This is a genomic window from Mycolicibacter sp. MU0102, from assembly GCF_963378105.1.
GTDB lineage: Bacteria > Actinomycetota > Actinomycetes > Mycobacteriales > Mycobacteriaceae > Mycobacterium > Mycobacterium holstebronense.
In genome coordinates this window covers 3,683,244-3,704,859 of the sequence record NZ_OY726398.1, presented here as the reverse complement: position 1 = coordinate 3,704,859, position 21,616 = coordinate 3,683,244, and the positions used below count along the sequence as shown (strand labels likewise).

Here is a 21,616-nt window from a genome sequence, read left to right as displayed (position 1 = left end):
GACCTGCTACGCGCGTCAGATGCCGAACAGGCTTGTCGGATCGAACATTCCCGAGATGTCCGGGAAACCACCGGTGAGGTCGGCCGCACCGCCGGCGGCGTCCGCGGCGCTACTGGCCGCATCAGCGGCGCCGCCCGCTGCGGCGCTGGCGGCGTCGGCCGCACCGCCTGCGGTATCTGCGCCCATCGCCGACAGGCCGAAGGCCTCGCCCGGATCAAGCAGCCCGGCCGCATCGAAATCGGTCGGAATGTTGAAGTCGCCGAACGGCGTCGTGAGGGTGTCGGTGATGGAATTGGTGGCACCGTCGGCCCCGGGGATATCGGTATAGACGTTCTCGAACCCGTTGCCGAAGTTCATCACGTCGTACACCGTTCCCACGGCGGGCAGGTCGGAAGCGGTCGCACCGGAGGCCGGGGCCACGTCGGTGATGGTGAACTCCGTGTTGTGGATACCGCCGAACAGGTTCGTGACGTTCTCACTGGCGGTGACGTTACCGAGATCGGTAGCGCCGGTTCCCGTGCCGCTGGACACGTCGAAGGACTGATCACCCTCGCCGACCTGGAACAACGGCGGTGCACTGAACAGCGGACTGACCGGGGAGAAGCCCGCCGATCCGTCGGCGAGGACGGGATTGAAGGTGGTGTCGCCGATGGTGAAGCCATCGCCGGTGCCGGGAGTGGCGCTGGGCATGGCATCGGGAGTGGCGCCGGGCACGGCATCGGGGGCGCCTGCCGTCGTGGTGTCCGGTGTGCCGGTGATCGGCGGTATCGCCCCGGTGTCACCGAGCGGCAACGGGCTGGGCGTACCCGCCGTGGGCGTCAGTGCGCCCAGATCGCCGAACGGCGGTGGGGCGGGCGTTGAAGCCTCCGGGCCGAGGGCGCCGGCGTCGCCCAGGGCTCCTGCTCCGCCGGTACCGGCGACATTGCTTGCCAGGTCGACCGGAATCGCGGTGCTGCCGACATTTCCGGCCGCGCCAACACCGTTGTCGGCGAAAGCGACTGTCGCGGGCAGGAATGTGGTCGAGAGTAGACCCGCGGTGACCCCACCGGCCGACAATATGATCCGACGATTCATTTTTGGTGCGTTCCTTCCGTGCTTGGGTGGCCCCGGTCCTGTGCGTTCCCCTTCGAACGTGCCGGGCGTGCTGAACACCGGCGTTCGCTCCCTCTCGCGCGCACCACAGCTCCAGTCCAGGCGTCGTAGTAGCAGCGATGATGGTGTGCGACAACGGATGTCCGGATGCCAGGGACTTTGCCTCAACCCCCCTCGGCGTCCTCGTCAGACGCTAACGGGTGGACGGCGCCGTCACCACCCCTGTGAGCGGATATTTCAACAGTTAATCTCAATGTAGAGAATCGCCCATGTCGATCGACGCACGTGGGGGCGTCGATGTAAGGCATTGCGGCAGTGGACCTGTGGCAAAAATCAGCGTTCGTCGCGGGTTGGTCTCAGCAGTCTCAAAGTAATCGTGTTGGCACAAGCCAACATTCGATTTGACCAATCGGCGTCGGGCGTCACACTGATCGCTATGGAGCTGCGGCAGCTGAAACACTTTGTCGCTGTGGCCGAAGAGCTGCACTTCACGCGGGCGGCTGCGAAGGTCCACGTGGTGCAGTCCACCCTGTCCGCATCGATCAGCAGCCTGGAGCAGGAGCTCGGAACCGCGTTGTTGGTCCGCAACAATCGCCGCGTCGACCTCACCACGGCTGGACTGGCGCTGCTGCCGGACGCACAGAATGCCCTGGCTGCGGCCGACCACGCACGGGCCGCCGTCGACGCGGTCAGGGGAGTGCTGTGCGGGCGGCTGAGTATCGGGGTGATCCAGGGGCTGGGAACCGTCGATCTCGCGGGGTTGCTGGCCTGCTATCACCGAAATTTTCCGCGCATCGATATCACGCTGCGACACGACTCCATCGACACGTTGGTGCAGGCGACCGCCGACGGCGACGTGGACCTGGCCTTCGTCTGTCGACCCTACGACGGGAGCCGGGTCAAGGACCTGTCGTTGGGAATCGAGCCGCTGGTGCTGGCGGTACGCCGCGACGATCCGCTCGCGGCCAGCGATGCCGTCCCGCTGACTGACCTGCGTGAGCGTGAGTTCGTCGAGCGCCGGGCGGACCTTCGAACGCGCCTGCACATTGATGGCATCTGCGCCGAACTCGGTTTTGTCCGAACCGTCTGCGCCGAATCCAATAGTCCGCTCGACCTGGTCGACCTGGTTGTTGCCGGCGTGGGCGTGGCATTTCTTCCGCCGTCGCTGGTGGCGAAGTCAGATCAGCTGGTCGGGGTGGCAACCGACCCGGCGATCCCACGCGAGCTGGCGCTGATCACCCCGCTGGAGCGGGCGCCCTCGCCGGCGGCCGCCGCATTCCTCGGCGAGCTGGTGTCGGCCGGCATCGGCGACAACCGCCTATCGGCTACGCGTGCGCGGCCCCAGGCTTCAAACGCTGCCGCCTGCGCGCCGGGCCGGTAGTGTCTCATCCGTTCCGGGGGCCGACGACGGAGTGAGCAATGGTGGAATTCACGGGCAAGGTCAGTCTCGATATCCGGGATTCCGAACCGGACTGGGGGCCGTTCGCGGCGCCGACCGCCCCCGAAGGCGCGCCCAACGTGCTGTACCTGGTCTGGGACGACACCGGCATCGCCACCTGGGACTGCTTCGGCGGGTTGGTGGAGATGCCCACGATGAGTCGGATCGCCGAGCGCGGTGTCCGACTGTCCCAGTTCCACACCACCGCCCTGTGCTCCCCGACCAGGGCCTCGCTGCTGACCGGACGTAACGCCACCAGCGTCGGCATGGCCACCATCGAAGAGTTCACCGACGGCTTCCCCAACTGCAGCGGACGCATCCCCTTCGAAACCGCCCTGCTCAGTGAGGTTCTCGCCGAACAGGGCTGGAACACCTTCTGCGTCGGCAAGTGGCACCTGACCCCGCTGGAAGAGTCCAACATGGCCGGCGCCCGACGGCACTGGCCCACCCAGCGCGGATTCGAACGGTTCTACGGCTTCATGGGAGGTGAGACCAACCAGTGGTACCCGGACCTGGTCTATGACAACCACCCAGTCGCGCCGCCGGCCACGCCGGAGGACGGCTATCACCTGTCCAAGGACATCGCCGACAAGACAATCGAATTCATCCGCGATGCGCAGACCATCGCGCCCGGAAAGCCCTGGTTCGGCTACGTCTGCCCGGGTGCCGGCCACGCCCCGCACCATGTGTTCGCCGAATGGGCCGACCGCTATGCCGGGCGTTTCGACATGGGCTACGAACAGTACCGAGAGATCGTGCTGGCTAACCAGAAGAAGCTGGGGTTGGTGCCGGAAGACACTGAGCTGTCCGAGGTCAACCCGTACGCGGGCGTCACCAGTGCCGACGGCCAGCCCTGGCCACTGCTGGACATGGTCCGTCCGTGGGACGGTCTCGATGACTCCGAGAAGCGTCTGTTCGCTCGGATGGCTGAGGTGTTCGCGGGTTTCCAGACTTACACCGACGCCCAGATCGGGCGGATCTTGGATTACCTGGAAGAGTCGGGGCAACTCGACAACACCATCGTCGTGGTGATCTCCGACAACGGAGCCAGCGGCGAGGGCGGTCCGAACGGGTCGCCCAACGAGAACAAGTTCTTCAACGGCTACATCGACTCCGTCGAAGAGGCGATGAAACTCTTCGATGAGCTGGGCAGTCCGGAAACCTACAACCACTACCCGGTCGGGTGGGCGATGGCGTTCAACACGCCCTACAAGCTCTACAAGCGCTATGCCTCCCATGAAGGCGGCATCGCCGACCCCGCGATCGTCAGCTGGCCCAAGGGAATCGCCGCGCGCGGCGAGGTGCGCGACACCTATGTCAACGTGTGCGACGTGACCCCGACGGTCTACGACCTGCTCGGCATCACACCGCCGGAAACTGTGCGCGGTATTGCCCAGCGGCCGCTGGAAGGTGTGAGTTTCAAAGCGGCGCTGATTGACCCGGCCGCTGATACCGGCAAGCACACCCAGTTCTATACGATGCTGGGCACCCGCGGGATCTGGCACCGTGGCTGGTTCGCCAACACAGTGCACGCGGCAACCCCGTCGGGCTGGAGTCACTTCGACGACGACCGGTGGGAGCTCTACCACCTCGCCGAGGACCGCAGTCAGTGCCACGACCTGGCCGCTGAGCATCCGGACAAAGTCCAAGAACTCCAGGCGATGTGGTTCGCCGAGGCCGAGAAGTACAACGGTCTGCCGTTGGCGGACTTGAATATCTTCGAGATGACCACCCGCCAGCGGCCGTACCTGGCCGGCGACCGTACCGGTTACACCTATTACCCGAACACCGCTGAGGTGCCGTTGGGGGCGTGCGTGGAGCTTCGCGGTCGATCCTTCTCGGTGTTGGCCCGCGTTACGGTGGATTCCACTGCTGCGGAGGGGCTGCTGTTCAAGCAGGGTGCCCGACACGGCGGTCATGCGCTGTTCGTTCAGGGCGGCAAACTGCACTACGTCTACAACTTCCTCGGCGAGCGCGAACAGTGGCTGTCCTCGCCCGGCCCGGTTCCGTTGGGGCAGCATATTTTCGGCGTCCGATTCGAGCGCACCGGAACGGTCGAGGGCAGTCACACGCCTCTCGGCTCGGCCGCGCTGTACATCGACGACGAAGTAGTCGCCACCCTGCCCGACATGGTCGCCCAGCCGGGTGCCTTCGCGTTGGCCGGAGGTGGAGTCAGCGTCGGGCGCAATACCGGCCAGGCGGTGTCGTCGGCGTACCGTGCTCCGTTCGCCTTCACCGGCGGGACCATCGCGGACGTCGCCGTGGATGTCAGCGGTGAGCCGTACCTGGATGTGAAAAAGACTATCGCTGCTGCATTCTCGCGGGACTGATGTGATGTTGACGGACCTCGTCGAGATCCCGGCCGGGGTTTTCCGGATGGGTTCGACGAGTTTCTATCCCGAAGAGGCGCCCATCCACAGCGTGGCGGTGCAGCCGTTCGCGCTGGAGCGTCATCCAGTGACCAACGCGCAGTACGGCGCGTTCGTCGACGCTACCGGCTACGTGACCCTCGCCGAGCAGGAACTCGATCCGGCACTGTACGGCGACGCCGAACCGGGCGCCCTGGTGTTTCATCCCACTGACGGGCCGGTCGACCTGCGCGACTGGCGGCAGTGGTGGCGATGGATCCCCGGCGCCAGCTGGCGGCACCCGTTCGGACCGGAAAGCACCGTCGAGGATAAACCGGATCACCCGGTGGTCCAGGTGGCCTATCCCGACGCGGCGGCTTTTGCCCGATGGGCCAGGCGGCGGTTGCCGACCGAGGCCGAATGGGAGTACGCCGCCCGGGCCGGCAGCGTGAGCACGTATGCGTGGGGCGAGGAGGAGAGGCCGGGCGGTGCGTTGCTGGCCAACACCTGGCAGGGCGACTTTCCCTACCGCAACGACGGCGCACTGGGCTGGGCCGGGACGTCACCGGTGGGAACGTTTCCGCCGAACGCCTGGGGGCTACTCGACATGATCGGCAACGTCTGGGAGTGGACGACCACCGAGTTCTCGGCCCACCATCGACTCCAGGACCGGCCAGCGCAGCCGAAGGCCTGTTGCGCGCCGGCCGGCCCCGCGCACCCCGACATCAGCCAGACCCTCAAAGGTGGCTCGCATCTGTGCGCGCCGGAGTACTGCCACCGCTATCGCCCCGCGGCCCGGTCCCCGCAGTCACAGGACACGGCAACGAGCCATATCGGATTTCGTTGCGCGACCGATCAGGAGATGGCGTCGATCGCGGTCCAGACCCGCGATTGAAAGTCGGGGGGCAGCGGGATATAGCCCTGCTTGTTGAGGTTGGACTGGCCCAGGCCGGCGGCCGCCTGCAGGAAACCCTTGACCGCCTGACCCACGATCGGGTCGGGATATTTCGAGCAGACGATCTCGTAGCCGGCCAACACGATCGGATACACGTCGCCCTGGGTCGGGTTGTAGAACGACGAGATGTCGACCACGAGATCATTGCCGGTTCCGGTGATCTTCGCGCCGGCGATGGTTTTGCCGACCGAGTCGGTGCCGATGCGTACCGGGCGTTTGGACTTGCGGCTGGCCGGGGTCTTGATCTCGGCGGCGAAAAGTCCCTGGTCCATGGCAAAAGCCAACTCGTTGTAGCTAATTGAACCCTCGGTGGTGCGTACCAGCGCCGCGGTGCCCTCGTTGCCCTTGGCGCCGATACCGACGCCACCGTTGAACGTCTTGTCCGCCTCGGTGGCCCAGACTCCGCCGGATGCGGCCCGCAGGTAGGCCTGGAAGTTCTCGGTGCTGCCGGACAAGTCGCTGCGGTACACGACGCGGATGTCCTGAGCCGGCATGGGCCCGTTGAGTGCGACGAGGTCCGGATCGTCCCAACGGCTGATGCTGCCGTTGAAGATCTTGGCGATGGTGGGAGCGTCGAGTACCAGCGATTCGACCTCATGAAGGTTATAGGTGATAGCCATCGGCCCGAACACAATCGGCAGGTGCCACGCGTCCGCACCGCCGCAGCGCTGCTTGGCCAACGTCCGCTGCTCAGCGTTCAGCGGCGAATCGGACGCCGCGAGATCGGTGTCCCCGGCCAGGAAGTCGGCGATGCCGGCGCCCGAACCGTTGGCGGTGTAGTCGAGCGTGCGATCGACACAGGCGGAGCGATAGACACCGACGAACTCGGCCATCGCGTGCGCCTGCGCGGTCGAACCGCTGGCTTTCAGATCTGTTTTGCCCCCGCACGTCACGAGTTCACTGGCGTACGCCAGTGTCATATGGGGCACGGAGCACGCCGACAGTGTCAGGCCCGCAGCGAGCAGGATGCCGGCGGCCACGGCCGGCGTTCGGGTTGCGACAGCCCGAAAACGATTCATGGCCGTGTGTATAACAACCGAAACTCGCATATTGTCGAACAGTAGGTAAACGGGGTGCGGGCGGAGAGTGACGTCTGAGCGAGTTAGATCGGATTCCGATACGCTTGCCGGCCAGCATGTTTGGGGACATCTTCTGCTCGGCGCGGCCGGCTCCGCGGTTCGCTACCCTGACTGCCGATGACCACTGAGCCCCAATCAGGCGCGGCCGGCACTGCGGCGGCGAAGCGGCGCCAACGACCGCGCTACTTGACCGGCGCGGTGATCCTGGTCGCGATCGTGGTGGCCTACGTGTCATCGCTGTTCGGTGTTCACGCGTTGCAGGGATCGGACAGTCCGCTCCCGCCGCTCGACCTGAGCACGGCGAACCCGCAGGACACCATCGTGCAGGTGCGGCTTCACGAGCTGAACCCGGTAGCCAACCGACTCGCGGTCGATGTTCTCGTTCATCCCGGAGAGTCGTTGTACGACAAGCGGTTCGATGTACTGAACACCGAGCTTGCGGTGCGGTTGTATCCCCCGAATGACTTGGGGGACCTGCATTTTCCCGCGGGGGACGCGCCGGCGCGGGTCAGCACGACCATCGAGGCGTACGGCGCCCCGGGAAACTGGCCCTTCGACACCTACACCACCGAAGAGCTGTCGGCAGATGTGTTCGTCGGGACCGGTGAAGACCGCAAACGGATCCCCGCCCGAGTGGAGGTCACCGGATCGCTCGACGGCTGGGACGCCAGCGTCGCCCGGGTGCATGACGCCAGCCGGACCCGAAACCAGCGAGGCGATGCCGATGCCGCGGTGGTGGTGAAGATCCAGCGCGCTCGGGGGCCGCTGATTTTCGACCTCGGAATCTGCCTGGTTCTGATCAGCCTGCCCACCCTGGCTCTGATCGTGGCCGTGCCGATGGCGATGGGCCGGCGGAAATTTCTGCCCCCATTCGCTACCTGGTATGCCGCGAATCTGTTCGCGATCATCCCGCTGCGCAACATCCTCCCCGGCGCCCCGCCGCCGGGCTCCTGGATTGACCAGGCAATTGTCCAGTGGGTGTTGATCGCGCTGGCGGCGGCGATGGGTCTGTTCATCTACGCCTGGGTGCGGCAAGGGGACGACTGAGCCCGGCTTGGCCAGCAATTTGGTGTTGGGGGTTCCGTCGCCTAAGCTCTAGGGGTTGCCGTCAGCAGACCTCGGCTAGCGCAAGCTGGCCCTGCGTGCACTTCGGCAATGAAGAAGACAATGCACTACCGGGGAGAATCCGGCATGCCACTTGGCGTGCCGGGCGTCGACTCGAAAATTTAGGAGATCTGGTGATTCAGCAGGAATCGCGGTTGAAGGTCGCCGACAACACCGGCGCCAAGGAGATCTTGTGCATCCGGGTGCTCGGCGGCTCGTCGCGGCGATACGCAGGCATCGGTGATGTCATCGTCGCAACCGTCAAAGACGCCATCCCGGGCGGCAACGTCAAGCGGGGTGATGTCGTCAAGGCCGTCGTGGTGCGCACCGTCAAGGAGCGTCGCCGCGCCGACGGCAGCTACATCAAGTTCGACGAGAACGCGGCCGTGATCATCAAGGCCGACAACGACCCGCGCGGAACCCGCATCTTCGGGCCGGTCGGTCGCGAGCTGCGCGAGAAGAAGTTCATGAAGATCGTCTCGCTGGCACCGGAGGTGTTGTAGATGAAGGTCCATAAGGGCGACACCGTCCTGATCATCGCCGGCAAGGACAAGGGCGCCAAGGGCAAGGTCCTGCAGGCTTTCCCCACCCGCAACCGCGTGCTGGTCCAGGGTGTCAATCGGATCAAGAAGCACGTCGCGAACTCGGCCAACCAGGCCGGTGCCTCCTCGGGCGGAATCGTCACCCAAGAGGCCCCGATCCACGTCTCCAACGTGATGGTCGTCGACTCCGACGGACAGCCCACTCGGATCGGTTACCGGGTGGACGCCGAGTCCGGCAAGAAGGTTCGCGTCTCCAAGCGCAACGGCAAGGACATCTAGAGATGACGACTGCAGAGAAGACCCAGCCTCGGCTGAAGGTGCGCTACCGCGAGGAGATCCGGGACGCGCTGAACAAAGAGTTCAACTACGCCAACGTGATGCAGATCCCGGGCGTGGTGAAGGTCGTGGTGAACATGGGTGTTGGCGAAGCCGCCCGGGACGCCAAGCTGATCAACAACGCGGTCACCGACCTGGCCGCGATCACCGGCCAGAAGCCGGAGATCCGTAAGGCCCGCCTGTCCATCGCGCAGTTCAAGCTGCGCGAGGGCATGCCGATCGGTGCCCGGGTCACCCTGCGTGGTGACCGGATGTGGGAGTTCCTGGACCGGCTCACCTCGATCGCTCTGCCGCGTATCCGCGACTTCCGCGGACTGTCGGCCAAGCAGTTCGACGGTTCCGGCAACTACACCTTCGGGCTGGCCGAGCAGTCGATGTTCCACGAGATCGACGTGGACTCCATCGACCGCCCGCGGGGGATGAACATCACCGTCGTCACTTCGGCGACCAACGACGACGAAGGACGAGCGCTACTGCGGGCTCTCGGCTTTCCGTTCAAGGAGAACTGACCATGGCTAAGAAGGCGTTGGTTATTAAGGCGGCCCGCAAGCCCAAGTTTGCGGTGCGCGCCTACACCCGCTGCAACAAGTGCGGCCGCCCGCGCGCGGTGCTCCGGAAGTTCGGCCTGTGCCGAATCTGCCTGCGCGAAATGGCGCACGCCGGCGAGCTGCCCGGTGTGCAGAAGAGCAGCTGGTGAGGGTGGAGGAGCAGCCTAAATGACTATGACGGATCCGATCGCGGACTTCCTGACCCGTCTGCGTAACGCCAACTCGGCGTACCACGACGAGGTGACCTTGCCGCACTCGAAGATCAAGGCGAACATCGCCGAGATCCTCAAGCGCGAGGGTTACATCACCGACTACCACGTCGAAGACGCCCGGGTGGGCAAGGCGCTGGTGGTCAACCTCAAGTACGGCCCGAACCGGGAGCGCAGCCTCGCCGGTCTGCGCCGGGTGTCCAAGCCGGGCCTGCGGGTCTACGCAAAGTCGACCAACCTGCCACGGGTGCTCGGCGGCCTGGGCGTGGCGATCATCTCCACGTCCTCGGGTCTGCTCACCGACCGTCAGGCGGCCAGGCAGGGCGTGGGCGGCGAAGTCCTCGCGTACGTGTGGTGAGGGAGTAGCAGACATGTCGCGTATTGGTAAGCAGCCGGTCCCGGTTCCCGCCGGGGTCGACGTGACCATTGATGGTCAGAACGTATCGGTCAAGGGGCCCAAGGGCACCCTGGAGCTCGCCGTGGCGGAGCCGATCAACGTTGCTCGCAACGATGACGGCGCCCTCGTGGTGACCCGGCCGGACGACGACCGGCGCAACCGGTCGTTGCACGGCCTGAGCCGCACCCTGTTGGCCAACCTGGTCACCGGTGTGTCGGAGGGCTACGTCCGCAAGATGGAGATCTTCGGCGTCGGCTACCGCGTCGCGCTCAAGGGCAGCGACCTGGAGTTCGCGCTGGGCTACAGCCACCCGGTGCTGATCAAGGCTCCGGAAGGCATCACCTTCGCGGTGGAGACGCCCACCAAGTTCTCGGTCTCGGGCATCGACAAGCAGAAGGTCGGCCAGATCTCGGCGAACATCCGCCGTCTGCGTCGCCCCGACCCCTACAAGGGCAAGGGTGTGCGCTACGAGGGTGAGCAGGTTCGCCGCAAGGTCGGAAAGACAGGTAAGTAGTCATGGCGCAATCACAAACAGGCACCCCGGACCGCAAACCCGTCGGGCAGAACATCTCCGAGGTTCGGCGTGCGCACCGGATTCGTCGGCACGCGCGGCTGCGCAAGAAGGTGTCCGGCACCGCCGAGCGTCCCCGCTTGGTCGTGCACCGCTCCTCGCGGCACATCCACGTCCAGCTGGTCGACGACCTCGCTGGTCACACGGTGGCTGCGGCGTCCTCGATCGAGGCCGACGTGCGGGGTGTGGACGGCGACAAGAAGGCCCACAGTGTGCGGGTCGGCCAGCTGATCGCTGAGCGTGCCAAGGCCGCCGGCGTCGAGAACGTGGTGTTCGACCGCGGTGGCTACACCTACGGTGGACGCATCGCTGCGCTGGCTGACGCGGCCCGCGAGGGCGGATTGAACTTCTGATGACTGACGTGAAGATGACTGGAAGGACCGCATGATGGCGGAGCAGCCGACAGGGGCCTCTTCGGCAGGTCCCGACACGGGCAGTGCCCCCCGCAGTGACGGGCGCGACAACCGTGACAACCGCGGTGGACGTGGTGGCCGCGATGGCGGCCGCGGCGGCCGTGACAACCGGGACGGCGACAAGAGCAACTACCTGGAGCGCGTCGTCGCGATCAACCGGGTGTCCAAGGTGGTCAAGGGTGGCCGCCGGTTCAGCTTCACCGCCTTGGTGATCGTCGGTGACGGCCACGGCCTGGTCGGCGTCGGCTACGGCAAGGCCAAGGAAGTGCCTGCCGCGATCGCCAAGGGCGTGGAGGAGGCTCGCAAGGGCTTCTTCCGGGTGCCGCTGATCGGTGGAACCATCACTCACCCGGTGCAGGGTGAAGCCGCCGCCGGTGTGGTTTTCCTGCGTCCGGCCAGCCCGGGTACCGGTGTGATCGCCGGCGGCGCGGTGCGTGCCGTGCTGGAATGCGCGGGCGTGCACGACATCCTGTCCAAGTCGCTGGGCAGCGACAACGCGATCAACGTGGTGCACGCCACCGTTGCCGCGCTGAAGATGCTGCAGCGTCCCGAAGAGGTGGCGGCCCGTCGTGGCCTGCCCATCGAAGACGTTGCGCCGGCCGCGATGCTCAAGGCTCGTCGCGAGAGCGAAGCTCTGGCTGCCGCCGCGGCGCGGGAAGGCACGGCGTAATCATGGCTAACCTGAAGATCACCCAGGTCCGCGGCATCATCGGTGCACGCTGGAAGCAGCGCGAGAGCCTGCGCACCCTGGGCCTGCGCAAGATCCGCCAGTCGGTGGTGCGTGAGGACAACCCGCAGACCCGTGGGCTGATCCGGGTTGTTCACCACCTCGTGCAAGTGGAGGAAGCAGAATGACCATCAAGCTGCACGACCTGCGCCCTGCGCCCGGGTCGAACACCAAGAAGACCCGCGTCGGTCGTGGTGAGGGTTCCAAGGGTAAGACCGCGGGCCGCGGTACCAAGGGCACCAAGGCACGCAAGAACGTGCCGGTCCGGTTCGAGGGTGGGCAGATGCCGATCCACATGCGGCTGCCCAAGCTGAAGGGCTTCCGTAACCGGTTCCGTACCGAGTACGAGGTTGTCAACGTCGGCGACATCAACCGGTTGTTCCCGGAGGGTGGCACCATCGGCCTCGACGAGCTGGTCGCCAAGGGTGCCGTTCGGAAGAACACGCTGGTCAAGGTGCTCGGCGACGGAAAGCTGACCGTCAAGGTCGACGTCACCGCCCACAAGTTCAGCGGCAGCGCCCGGGACCAGATCACCGCAGCCGGAGGCACCGCCACCGAGCTGTAGGGCTTGTCCCGCCGCGAGAAGCTACAGAATCGCACTCCACCAGCAGGTGGGGTGCGATTCTGCATCTGGGGGCAGATACGCCGGCCCGCCGTGCGCTCCGGTCATGTCGGGCGGCGCCGGTAGGCTCAAAATCATGTTCTCCTTGCTGACCGGCGTGCCCGGCCTGGACGACCTGCGCGGCGTCGCGCGGCGTATCGACACCGCCCGGCACCACGGCGTGCCCGACGGTGTCATCCTCGAACTCGACCTGCAGGAGCTGCCCCACGAGACCGGGGCTTTCGACCCGCTGGCCCTGATCCGATCCGGTGGCCGGCCGCCGGTGCTGCGTGAGGTGGTCGCCGCGATCCACCGTGCCGCCGAAGACCCGCGCGTCGCGGGATTGATTGCCCGCGTGCAGCTGTCGTCGGCGGCCGCCGGGCCGGTGCAGGAGCTGCGGGCGGCGATCGCCGAGTTCTCCGCCGTCAAACCATCGCTGGCGTGGGCCGAAACCTACCCGGGCACGCTGTCGTACTACCTGGCTTCGGCGTTCGGCGAGGTCTGGATGCAGCCGTCGGGGACGGTCGGGCTGATCGGTTTCGCCACCAATGCGACCTTCCTGCGCAGTGCGCTGGGCAAGGCCGGCATCGAGGCGCAGTTCGTGGCCCGCGGCGAATATAAGTCGGCGGCCAACCTGTTCACCCAGGACTCCTACACCGACGCGCACCGTGAGGCCGACACCGCGTTGGTGGAGAGCCTGCACGCTCAGGTACGCGCGGCCGTCGCCGAGTCCCGCAAGCTTGATGCCGATGCCGTCGATGGTCTGGCCGACAAAGCACCGCTGCTGCGTGACGACGCGGTGGCCTCGGGCCTGATCGACCGGATCGGATTCCGCGACGAGGCCTACAACCGGATCGCCGCATTGGCCGGAGCCGAGGACACCACCGACGCCGACGACGACGGCGCACCCCCGCGGCTGTTCCTGGGGCGCTATGCCCACGCCACGGCCGGCGGGTCGGGACCAACCCTGCCAGGACGCAAACCCAAGCCGGCGGTCGCGGTGGTGACGGTGTCCGGGGCGATCGTCAGTGGCTCGGGCGGGCCGCAGCTGTCGCCGCTGGGCAACCGCAATGTCGGTGGCGATACGATCGCCGCCGCGCTGCGTGAGGCCGCGGCCGATGATGAGGTCGCCGCAATCGTGCTGCGGGTGGACAGCCCGGGTGGTTCGGTCACCGGGTCCGAAACCATCTGGCGAGCGGTGCAGCAGGCCCGGGCAGCGGGCAAGCCGGTGGTGGCCTCGATGGGTGCGGTCGCGGCCTCCGGCGGGTACTACATCTCCGCGGGCACCGACACCATCGTGGCCAATCCCGCCACCATCACCGGATCGATCGGGGTGGTGACCGGCAAGCTGGTCGCCCGTGAGCTCAAGGATCGCCTCGGAGTGGGGACGGACTCGGTGCGTACCGGGGCCAACGCCGACGCCTGGTCGATCAACGCTCCGTTCACCGCCGAGCAGCAGGGGCAGGTCGAGACCGAAGCCGATCTGTTCTACAACGACTTCGTGGCGCGGGTGGCGCAAGGCCGCAACCTGTCCACTGATGCGGTGGACGCGGTGGCGCGCGGGCGGGTCTGGACCGGTGCCGACGCGGCCGACCGCGGGCTGGTCGACGAGCTGGGCGGGCTGCGCACGGCGGTGCGCCGCGCCAAGGTGCTGGCCGGGCTCGACGCGGACGCGCAGGTGCGGACCGTGTCCTACCCCGGCTCGTCGTTGTGGGAGTTCGTCCGGCCGCGCCAGTCGTCGCAACCAGCGGCTGCGCTGTCCGATGCGGTCGGCGGCCTGCTGGTGCGGTCCCTGACCGGGGTCGTCGACCAGGTCGAACGCTCGATCAACGGTGCGCACGTGCTGTGGATGGGGGAGTCGCGCTGGTAAAGCGCGTAACTTCGAATCAACAATTCTCTTCGCGGCAGTAAAAGCTCGGTAACACGTCTTTAACCGACGCCGCCCATGCTTAGAGCCATGAAACGGTTACTGCTGCTGGCAGGTCTGAGCGCGATGGTCGGCCTGGCCGCTCCCGCCAACGCCGCGCCGACCGGTATCGATGGACAGTTCCTGGCCACCTTGAACGGTGCCGGACTGAGTCACCGGGCCAACGACGATGCCACCGTCTCGGCCGGCCACGCCGTATGTCAGCTGATGGACGCGGGACTGTCACCGATGGACACCGTCGTGGCGGTGCAGACCACCAACCCGGGCTTCACCATTCAGACGGCCGGCCAGTTCGCCGCGATCTCCACGGCGCACTACTGCCCCCAGTACATGTAGGGGTCAGGACTGCAGCCGGGCGCCTAGTACGTCGCGGAACAAGGCCTGACGCAGCGCGAGTTCGCGAGGATCGCTGTAGAGGTGAAAACCCAAGCGGTTCATCACATATGAATAGCCGATACCGGTGTCGGGGTCGGCGAATCCGAAAGAGCCTCCGAAACCCGGTGTGCCATAAGCCCTGTCCGACGATCCGAAGGCGGAGGCGAAGGCCGGCTTGGACAGCCCCAGCGAGAACACCACCGCCACGCCCAGAACCTTGTCGCGTTCGCCGCGAGACGGTGGTGCCGGCATCGCGGTCAGTTCGTCGTGCACATCGGGGCTTAGCGGCAGCGCCGGATCTGCGGTTGCCGCGGCGCCGTAGAGCCGCGCGATCGCCGAAGCGGAACCGATCCCGTTGGCCGACGGGATCTCCACGGCGCGCACCTCGTCGCGGTTGTAGTCGCCGTCCCAGGGTCTGATGTCGCGCGGCAGGGAGCTCGCTCGTCCCAGCAGTCCGAACGGGTTGAACGACGCCGCCACCAGGGCCGCCGGCATCACATTGAGGTGCAGCAGGGACTCGGCGCGCTTCCATTGATGCAGCACCGCCACCTGATCGCGGGTCACCGACGTCGGCAGGCCGATGTGCAGGTTCAGCCCGAGTGGCCGAGCGATTTCGTCGGCGAAGAACCGGCCCAGGGTGCGACCCGCGGGGTCGGTGCGACGGATGAGTTCGGATTCGTACCAGCCCAACGTGATCGCGTGATAGCCGTGCCGGGTGCCGGGCGCCCAGAGCGGTTTCTGCGCGGCGAGCATGGGCGCCAGTCGATCCGGGGCGGCGACATCGGCCAGCATGGGTGCGGGCTTGAGCGAGCTCAGCCCGGCCTGATGGCCCAGCAGTTGGCGGACCGTGACGTCACCCTTGCCGGCCTGGGCGAACTCCGGCCAGTGGGTTGCCACCTTGTCGTCGTAGCCGAACAGTCCCCGCGAGACCGCCAGTGCCACGGCCAGGGCCGCCACGCCCTTGGTACTGGAGAAGACGTTGACCATGGTGTCCTGTTGCCATGTCGCACGCGCAACTCCATCGCGGTAGCCGCCCCACAGGTCAACGACTTTGACGCCGTCGCGATACACCGAGACCGCGGCGCCCACCTCACGGCCTGCTGCGAAGTTGGCCCGAAACGCATCGGCGACCTTGCCGTAGCCCGCATCGACGTCTCCGCCGATCAGATCTTGGGGAACCTTGACCTTGAGCACCATGGGGTGGTTATACCGTTGCCGGTCATCCGGCCATTGCCGAATTGCGATTTCGCCAGGGCCCTCGGGTGACCGGGCCCGTCAGTCACCCATCGCCGATGACAGCAGCACCCCGCAGGTGGGACAGATTCTGAACCGCCTGCACGCCGAGTTCGCCGCGGCGGCAACGAGTGCGGCTGTCGACGACACGTCGGCCGGCGAACCTTTCGTCGCCACCATCGCTGCGCCGGTGTTCGGCGCACGCGGCGCCGTCGAGCTCATCTTGTGCCTGCACCCCACACGGCCGCTGGCCGAGGAGGCCGTCGGCGTCATCGGGGACGCCGTGCGAAGCGCCGCGGCGGGGCTGAGCGTCAGCGGCTAAGCGTCGGGCCGGTGCCCTCGTTGCCGTCCCGCAACTGGCCCCAGGGGCTGCCATTTTCGATGCATGCGATCGTCCGATAGGGCCATTAGTCATTTTTCAAGGGTTTCGCTATTTCAATATGGGTGTTGACTAGGCAATATTACCTAATGCGTGGCGGCAGTCACAGCCGTAAGCAAATCATGATTTCGCCCATATGGCGCACCTCTCAATTTCGGCTAATTCTCAGGTCAATCAGGGTTTATCGCGGCACGAGGCACTGCAAATACCTAATTTTCAAGTCGTCGGTGACCTCAAACTCGGCTACCTTGCGGCACAGGTAAATCGCATTGCGGTTCGCGGATTCGCGTCGAACCGGCGATTCATTTGGTAACGAATTCAGAAATTGGGAGATTCGGCATGAAAAAGAGTCGTGACCGTCGGCAAAGTGCCCGTGGTGGCGGCCGGCGGGTGGCCGGCGCCGGAAGCGCAGTCGGCGCGTTCCTGGCTTTCGGGGTGGGCCCGGTGGCAACCGCTCCGTCCGCCCGTGCGGACTTCGACGACCTGATCATGCAGCCGATCCTGGAGATGTTCGACTCCTGGTCGGCCGACTCGGGTCTGTGGTTCACCGGATCGTCGGATGACTATTTCGCCGGCCTCGATGCGGGTGCCGCGTTCGACTCCAGCATCTTCGCCTTCGACCCCACGCAGCCGTTGGGCCCATGGCTGGCGGAGATGGACCACGTGCTCTACACGGGATTCCAGAACTACATCTATCTGCCCTTGTACGCGGTCAGTCAAGACCTGATGGGCTACGCCGAACCGCTGCTCAACCTCGTCAACCAGCCCTTCGTCGACCTGTTCGGCCGGGTGCTGATCGGCAACGGCATCGATGGCTTCGACGGGGTCAACGACTCGCTGCTGGGCAGCTCGGGCCTTTTCGGCAACCTCGGTGACGGTGGATTCCTGTTCGGCGACGGTGGCGCCGGGGTGGCCGGTAACGCCATCAACGCTGACGGTGGGATCGGTGGAGCCGCCGGACTGATCGGCAATGGCGGCGCCGGTGGCGCCGGACTCGATGGCATTGCCGGTGGCGACGCCGGTAACGGCGGGGACGGTGGCGCCGGCGGCTGGCTGCTGGGCAACGGCGGCTTCGGCGGCGCCGGTGGCCTCGGTGGAATCGGCGGCGGCGCTGGTGGTTTCGGTGGCGCTGGTGGTGCGGCCATCTTCATCGGCAACGGCGGTGCCGGCGGTGCGGGTGGCGCCGGTGGCTTCGGGGGCGACGGCGCGGACGGAGCCACGTTCGGGGCGAGCGGTGATCACGGCGGCTTCGGCGGTATCGGCGGCAACGGTGGTACCGGCGGCCGGGCGGGCCTGTTGTTCGGTGCCGCGGGCAACGGCGGCAACGGTGGCATCGGCGGCGACGGTGGCGCCGGTGGTGATGGCCAGAACGGTCTGCACGGCACCAATGCCGGTGGCGCCGGCGTCAGCAGCGGCCTGCCCGGACAAGACGGCATGGACGCCGGTAACGGTGGTAACGGCGGCAACGGCGGCGCCGGTGGAAATGCCGGTAAGGGCGGTGCGGGCGGCTTCCTCGGCATCCACCCCGCTGGCGCTGCGGGCGCGGCCGGGGCCGGCGGCAGCGCCGGCGACGCCGGCAATGCCGGTAACGGCGGCAACGGTGGTAATGGCGGCAACGACGGAACCGGCCTGTCCGCCGGTGACGGCGGTAACGGTGGGGCCGGCGGTGACCGCGGCATCGTCGGCATCGCCGGGCTCGGTGGCCTCAACAGCGACGGCACTCGGGCCGCCTCCGGTGCGGACGGCGCGGTGGCCATCAGTGGTGGCAACGGCGGTCACGGCGGCAATGGCGGCAACGGCGGCGTGCTGGCCGACGGCCAGGGCCAGAACGGTGGTGCCGCCGGAAGCGGTGGCGCCGCAGGGCGAATCGGCGACGGCGGCAACGGAGGTAACGGCGGCCATGGCGGCGGCAGCGCCGCCGGTGCCGACGGCGCCAACCCCGGCGACGCCGGTGTGGACGGCAAGGTCGGCGGTTACGGCGGACAAGGCGGACACGGCGGTGACGGCGGACGCGACGCCGGCAACTCCGGCAACGGCGGCAACGGCGGCAACGGCGCGGACGGCGGCGGCGGCGGGGCCGGCGCCAACGGCGCGGACGGAATCCTCCCCGGCCAGGACGGCCAGGACGGTGGCCGCGGCGGCAGCGGAGGTGACGGTGGCGCCGGCGGTAACGGTGGCAACGCGGGCGTCGTCTACAACGGCGTGGTCGGCCTCAACGGCAACGGCGGCGACGCCGGCAGCGGCGGCAACGCCAACACCCCCGGCAACGGTGGCAACGGCGCGGCCGGCAACGCCGCAAACCCCAACGGCGGCAAGGGCGGCAACGGTGGCGACCCCGGTACGGCGGGCAACGCCGGCGTCGCCGGTGTGCACGGCACCGGCGGCAACCCGGCCAGCGGCGTCAACGGTCTCGACGGTGTGGCCGGGACCGGAGTCACCGGCATTCACGGCAACGGCGGTAACGGCGGCGCGGGTTATGACGCCTCGGCCGACCCGGACGCCGTCCCGGGCGCCGACGGCGGCGCCGGCGGCGCCGGCGGCCACGGTGGCCTGATCGGCAACGGCGGCAACGGCGCAGCCGGCGGTAGCGGTGCGCTGGGCGCAGTCGGTGCCGACGGCGACGTGCCGGGCGCATCCGGTGGCATCGGCGGCGCCGGCGGTAGCGGTGGTGCCGGTGGCGCGGGCGGTAGCGGTGGCGCTCAGGCCGGTAACGCCGGCAACGGCGGCAACGGCGGTGACGGCGCAACGGGCGGCAGCGGTGGTACCGGCCAAGACGGAGCAACCGGGGTGGCCGGCGTCGACGACGGCGCGGGCGGTAACGCCGGCGATGGCGGTAACGGCGGCGTGGGCGGCAATGGCGGCGTGGGCGGCAATGCCGGTACCGCGACCAACGGCAACGGCGGCAGCAACGGTGACGGTGGGAACGCCGGCGATGGCGGAAACGCCGGCAACGCCGGCAACGGCGGAACCGGTGCCGCCGGCGACGCCGACAATCCCGACGGCGGTAAGGGCGGCGACGGCGGCAACCGCGGTGCGGCCGGTCTGGGCGGCACCGGTGCCGGAGCCGGCACCGGCGGCAGCGGCGGTACCGCCGGAACTGACGGCGTTGCCGGAGCGGACGCCACCGCAGGCGGTAATGGCGGTACCGGCGGTCGCGGCTTCGACGCCACCGCTCCGGGAACCAACGGCGGCAACGGCGGTGCTGGCGGCAACGCCGGGGCCATCGGCACCGGTGGTGACGGCGGCGCGGGCGGTACCGGCGCCAACGGCCTGGCTGGCGTGACCGACAGCAACGGCAACGGCACCCTGGGCGGCGATGGCGGCCAGGGCGGCAATGGCGGCGCCGGCGGCGCGGGCGGTACCACTTCCGGTGACGCCGGCAACGGCGGTGTCGGCGGGGCCGGTGGCGTCGGCGGCATCGGCGGAAGCGGCGCCAACGGCACCGCCGGTATCGACGCCACCCTGCCCGGCGGCAACGGTACGGACGGCGGCGACGCCGGTAACGGCGGTGTCGGCGGCACCGGCGGCAGCGGCGGCAACGGTGGCGTCGGCGGCACTGCCACCGACGGCAAAGACGGGCATGCCGGCGATGGCGGTATCGGCGGCGCGGGCGGCAACGCCGGTAACGCCGGCAACGGCGGCGCAGGTGGCGCCGGCCTAGGCGGCGGTGTCGGTACGGAAGCCGGAAACGGTGGCGACGGCGGCGACGGCGGCGTGCGCGGCACGGCCGGAGCCGGCGGCCAGGGCGGCACCAGCGGCGACGGAACCACGCAGGCGGCCAACGGTTCCACGGGTGCCAACGCCACCGGCGGCGACGGCGGTGCCGGCGGCAAGGGCGGCTCGGCAACCAACGCGAACCAGACCGGCGGCGACGGCGGCAAGGGCGGCAATGCCGGCCCCGATGGCCGCGGTGGCAACGGCGGCGCGGGCGGCACCGGCTTCAACGGCGCCAACGGCACCAACTCCACGGACCCGAGCATCGACGGCACCAACGGCGGCAACGGCACCGCCGGCGGCAACGGTGGTGCGGGCGGTCTCGGCGGCACCAACTCCGGTGTCGGCGGCAACGGTGGCGCCGGCGGTGCCGGTGGCAACGGCGGCAACGGCGGCCACGGCAGTAACGGCACCACCGGCGGCAACGGCTCCGGTGTGAACCCCGACGGCGCGGCGGGCGGCGACGCCAGCAGCGGCGGTAACGGTGGCAACGGTGCTGCCGGCGGCAACGGTGGCGTGGCCGGTACCGGAGCCAATGGCAGCGGCTCCGCCGGTGCTGGTGGCAAGGGCGGCAATGCCGGTAACGCCGGCAATGCCGGTAACGGCGGTAACGGCGGCGACGGGGCGCAGACCAACACCACCGGAACCGGTGCGCACGGCGGTCACGGCGGCAACGGCGGCGACGGCGGTGACCGCGGTAGCGCGGGGACCGCCGGAACGGGCGGTACCGGCGGTGACGGAAGCCAGGCCGCGGACGGCAAGGCCGGGTCGACCGGAACCGGCGGTAACGGTGGGAACGGCGGCAAGGGTGCCGACGCGACCAGCACCGGCCAGTACGGCGGCAACGGCGGCAAGGGCGGCAACGCCGGCGCTGACGGAAACGGCGGTAACGGCGGTGACGCTGGTAAGGGCGCCAATGCCCCGACCGGCCCCGGCACGACCGGCGGGACCGGGTCGACGGGCACCAACGGCGATCAGTCCGGCAACCCCAACGGCGGCACCGGCGGTACCGGCAGCAACGGCACCGGAATCGGCGGCAAGGGCGGCAACGGCGGCACCGGTGGGACCGGCGCCGACGCCGGCAATACGCCTGGCCAGTCGGCGGGTGCCGGCGGCACCGGTGGTACCGGCGGCAACGGCTCTAACGGCGCCGACGGTGGCTACGGCGGCAAGGGCGGCGACGGCGGCCTCGGCGGCAGCAACTCCGGTAACGGCGGTAACGGCGGTCAGGGTGGTGCCGGCGGCAACGGCAGCAGGGGCGGCGACGGTGGTGCCGGTGGTGCCGGTGCCAGCGGCGGCAACGGCAGCGCGACGAACCCCAACGGTGGCGCCGGCGGTAACGGCGGCAGCGGCGGTAACGGCGGCAGCGGCGGAAACGCGGCCGGCGGCAACCTCGGTGGTAAGGGCGGTGCGGCCAACAACCCCAACGGCACTGCAGGTCAAGACGGCGGCAACGGTGCCGACGGCACCCCGGGTGGTCCTGGAGCCGCCGGGCCAGGTGGCCCGGCCGGCGGTGGCGGTGCGGCTGCCGGCGGCGGCACGGCGGGCCCGCCTGGACAGCCCGGTGAGGGTGGCAAGGGTGGCGGGGTCATTCCCCCGAGCTGATAGCGCGGCCACCTACGCAACAC

General features: G+C 68.3%; 21 protein-coding genes. 18 read left to right on the top strand and 3 right to left on the bottom strand.

Features of this window, described 5'->3' with window-relative positions:
• Positions 1 to 15 precede the first annotated feature (15 nt).
• On the bottom strand, positions 16 to 1,074 hold the full coding sequence (locus RCP37_RS17450) for a hypothetical protein (protein WP_308484251.1): 1,059 nt from the start codon (positions 1,072 to 1,074) through the stop codon (positions 16 to 18).
• Between the two features lie 454 nt (positions 1,075 to 1,528).
• On the opposite strand from RCP37_RS17450, the gene RCP37_RS17445 reads away from it, so the two are divergent.
• From RCP37_RS17445 to RCP37_RS17435, 3 genes are read left to right on the top strand one after another with little or no spacing between them, the layout of a single operon-like run.
• Entirely contained in the window at positions 1,529 to 2,473 is a 945-nt protein-coding gene (locus tag RCP37_RS17445; RefSeq protein WP_308484250.1) for a LysR family transcriptional regulator, read from the top strand.
• Between the two features lie 38 nt (positions 2,474 to 2,511).
• Entirely contained in the window at positions 2,512 to 4,860 is a 2,349-nt protein-coding gene (locus RCP37_RS17440; protein WP_308484249.1) for an arylsulfatase, read from the top strand.
• Between the two features lie 4 nt (positions 4,861 to 4,864).
• Positions 4,865 to 5,773, top strand: a complete 909-nt coding sequence (locus RCP37_RS17435; protein ID WP_308484248.1) for a formylglycine-generating enzyme family protein — start codon at positions 4,865 to 4,867, stop codon at positions 5,771 to 5,773.
• Here RCP37_RS17435 and pstS read toward each other — a convergent pair.
• Positions 5,734 to 6,852: a phosphate ABC transporter substrate-binding protein PstS gene (pstS, locus tag RCP37_RS17430; RefSeq protein ID WP_308484247.1), complete on the bottom strand. Its 1,119-nt coding sequence runs from the start codon at positions 6,850 to 6,852 to the stop codon at positions 5,734 to 5,736. The two genes, RCP37_RS17435 and pstS, sit on opposite strands and share 40 nt — an antisense overlap.
• Before the next feature lie 177 nt (positions 6,853 to 7,029).
• Here pstS and RCP37_RS17425 point away from each other — a divergent pair, with 177 nt between their 5' ends.
• The 13 genes from RCP37_RS17425 (at position 7,030) to RCP37_RS17365 (ending at position 14,623) form a co-directional block, all read left to right on the top strand.
• Complete coding sequence (locus tag RCP37_RS17425) at positions 7,030 to 7,959, top strand: DUF4436 domain-containing protein (protein WP_308484246.1); 930 nt, start codon at positions 7,030 to 7,032, stop codon at positions 7,957 to 7,959.
• Between the two features lie 191 nt (positions 7,960 to 8,150).
• A complete protein-coding gene (gene rplN / locus RCP37_RS17420) occupies positions 8,151 to 8,519 on the top strand; it encodes a 50S ribosomal protein L14 (RefSeq protein ID WP_024440402.1) in 369 nt (122 codons plus the stop codon).
• Positions 8,520 to 8,837 carry a 50S ribosomal protein L24 gene (gene rplX, locus RCP37_RS17415; RefSeq protein ID WP_046188192.1) on the top strand — a complete coding sequence of 106 codons (318 nt, stop codon included), beginning with the start codon at positions 8,520 to 8,522 and terminating at the stop codon, positions 8,835 to 8,837.
• Positions 8,838 to 8,839: 2 nt separating this feature from the next.
• Positions 8,840 to 9,403, top strand: a complete 564-nt coding sequence (rplE, locus tag RCP37_RS17410) for a 50S ribosomal protein L5 (RefSeq protein ID WP_308484245.1) — start codon at positions 8,840 to 8,842, stop codon at positions 9,401 to 9,403.
• A gap of 2 nt (positions 9,404 to 9,405) precedes the next feature.
• A complete protein-coding gene (locus RCP37_RS17405) occupies positions 9,406 to 9,591 on the top strand; it encodes a type Z 30S ribosomal protein S14 (RefSeq protein ID WP_024440399.1) in 186 nt (61 codons plus the stop codon).
• Between the two features lie 19 nt (positions 9,592 to 9,610).
• Positions 9,611 to 10,009, top strand: coding sequence for a 30S ribosomal protein S8 (gene rpsH / locus RCP37_RS17400; RefSeq protein WP_013830245.1), 399 nt, complete (start codon positions 9,611 to 9,613; stop codon positions 10,007 to 10,009).
• Positions 10,010 to 10,022: 13 nt separating this feature from the next.
• Positions 10,023 to 10,562 carry a 50S ribosomal protein L6 gene (rplF, locus tag RCP37_RS17395; protein ID WP_024440398.1) on the top strand — a complete coding sequence of 180 codons (540 nt, stop codon included), beginning with the start codon at positions 10,023 to 10,025 and terminating at the stop codon, positions 10,560 to 10,562.
• A gap of 2 nt (positions 10,563 to 10,564) precedes the next feature.
• Positions 10,565 to 10,972, top strand: a complete 408-nt coding sequence (gene rplR, locus RCP37_RS17390; RefSeq protein ID WP_024440397.1) for a 50S ribosomal protein L18 — start codon at positions 10,565 to 10,567, stop codon at positions 10,970 to 10,972.
• Positions 10,973 to 11,006: 34 nt separating this feature from the next.
• Positions 11,007 to 11,702 (top strand): 30S ribosomal protein S5, encoded by a 696-nt coding sequence (rpsE, locus tag RCP37_RS17385; protein WP_105295603.1) that lies wholly within the window; start codon positions 11,007 to 11,009, stop codon positions 11,700 to 11,702.
• A 2-nt stretch (positions 11,703 to 11,704) separates the two neighbouring features.
• Positions 11,705 to 11,887: a 50S ribosomal protein L30 gene (rpmD, locus tag RCP37_RS17380; protein WP_308484244.1), complete on the top strand. Its 183-nt coding sequence runs from the start codon at positions 11,705 to 11,707 to the stop codon at positions 11,885 to 11,887.
• A complete protein-coding gene (rplO, locus tag RCP37_RS17375; RefSeq protein ID WP_308484243.1) occupies positions 11,884 to 12,324 on the top strand; it encodes a 50S ribosomal protein L15 in 441 nt (146 codons plus the stop codon). The genes rpmD and rplO overlap by 4 nt, the downstream gene beginning before the upstream one ends.
• A gap of 133 nt (positions 12,325 to 12,457) precedes the next feature.
• A complete protein-coding gene (gene sppA, locus RCP37_RS17370; RefSeq protein WP_308484242.1) occupies positions 12,458 to 14,230 on the top strand; it encodes a signal peptide peptidase SppA in 1,773 nt (590 codons plus the stop codon).
• 87 nt (positions 14,231 to 14,317) lie between these two features.
• Complete coding sequence (locus RCP37_RS17365; RefSeq protein ID WP_308484241.1) at positions 14,318 to 14,623, top strand: DUF732 domain-containing protein; 306 nt, start codon at positions 14,318 to 14,320, stop codon at positions 14,621 to 14,623.
• 3 nt (positions 14,624 to 14,626) lie between these two features.
• Here the strand turns inward: RCP37_RS17365 and RCP37_RS17360 are convergent, their stop codons facing one another.
• Positions 14,627 to 15,859, bottom strand: coding sequence for a serine hydrolase domain-containing protein (locus RCP37_RS17360; protein ID WP_308484240.1), 1,233 nt, complete (start codon positions 15,857 to 15,859; stop codon positions 14,627 to 14,629).
• A 115-nt stretch (positions 15,860 to 15,974) separates the two neighbouring features.
• Here RCP37_RS17360 and RCP37_RS17355 point away from each other — a divergent pair, with 115 nt between their 5' ends.
• Positions 15,975 to 16,217: a hypothetical protein gene (locus tag RCP37_RS17355; RefSeq protein ID WP_308484239.1), complete on the top strand. Its 243-nt coding sequence runs from the start codon at positions 15,975 to 15,977 to the stop codon at positions 16,215 to 16,217.
• A gap of 396 nt (positions 16,218 to 16,613) precedes the next feature.
• Positions 16,614 to 21,593 carry a PE family protein gene (locus RCP37_RS17350; protein WP_308484238.1) on the top strand — a complete coding sequence of 1,660 codons (4,980 nt, stop codon included), beginning with the start codon at positions 16,614 to 16,616 and terminating at the stop codon, positions 21,591 to 21,593.
• Positions 21,594 to 21,616 lie beyond the last annotated feature (23 nt).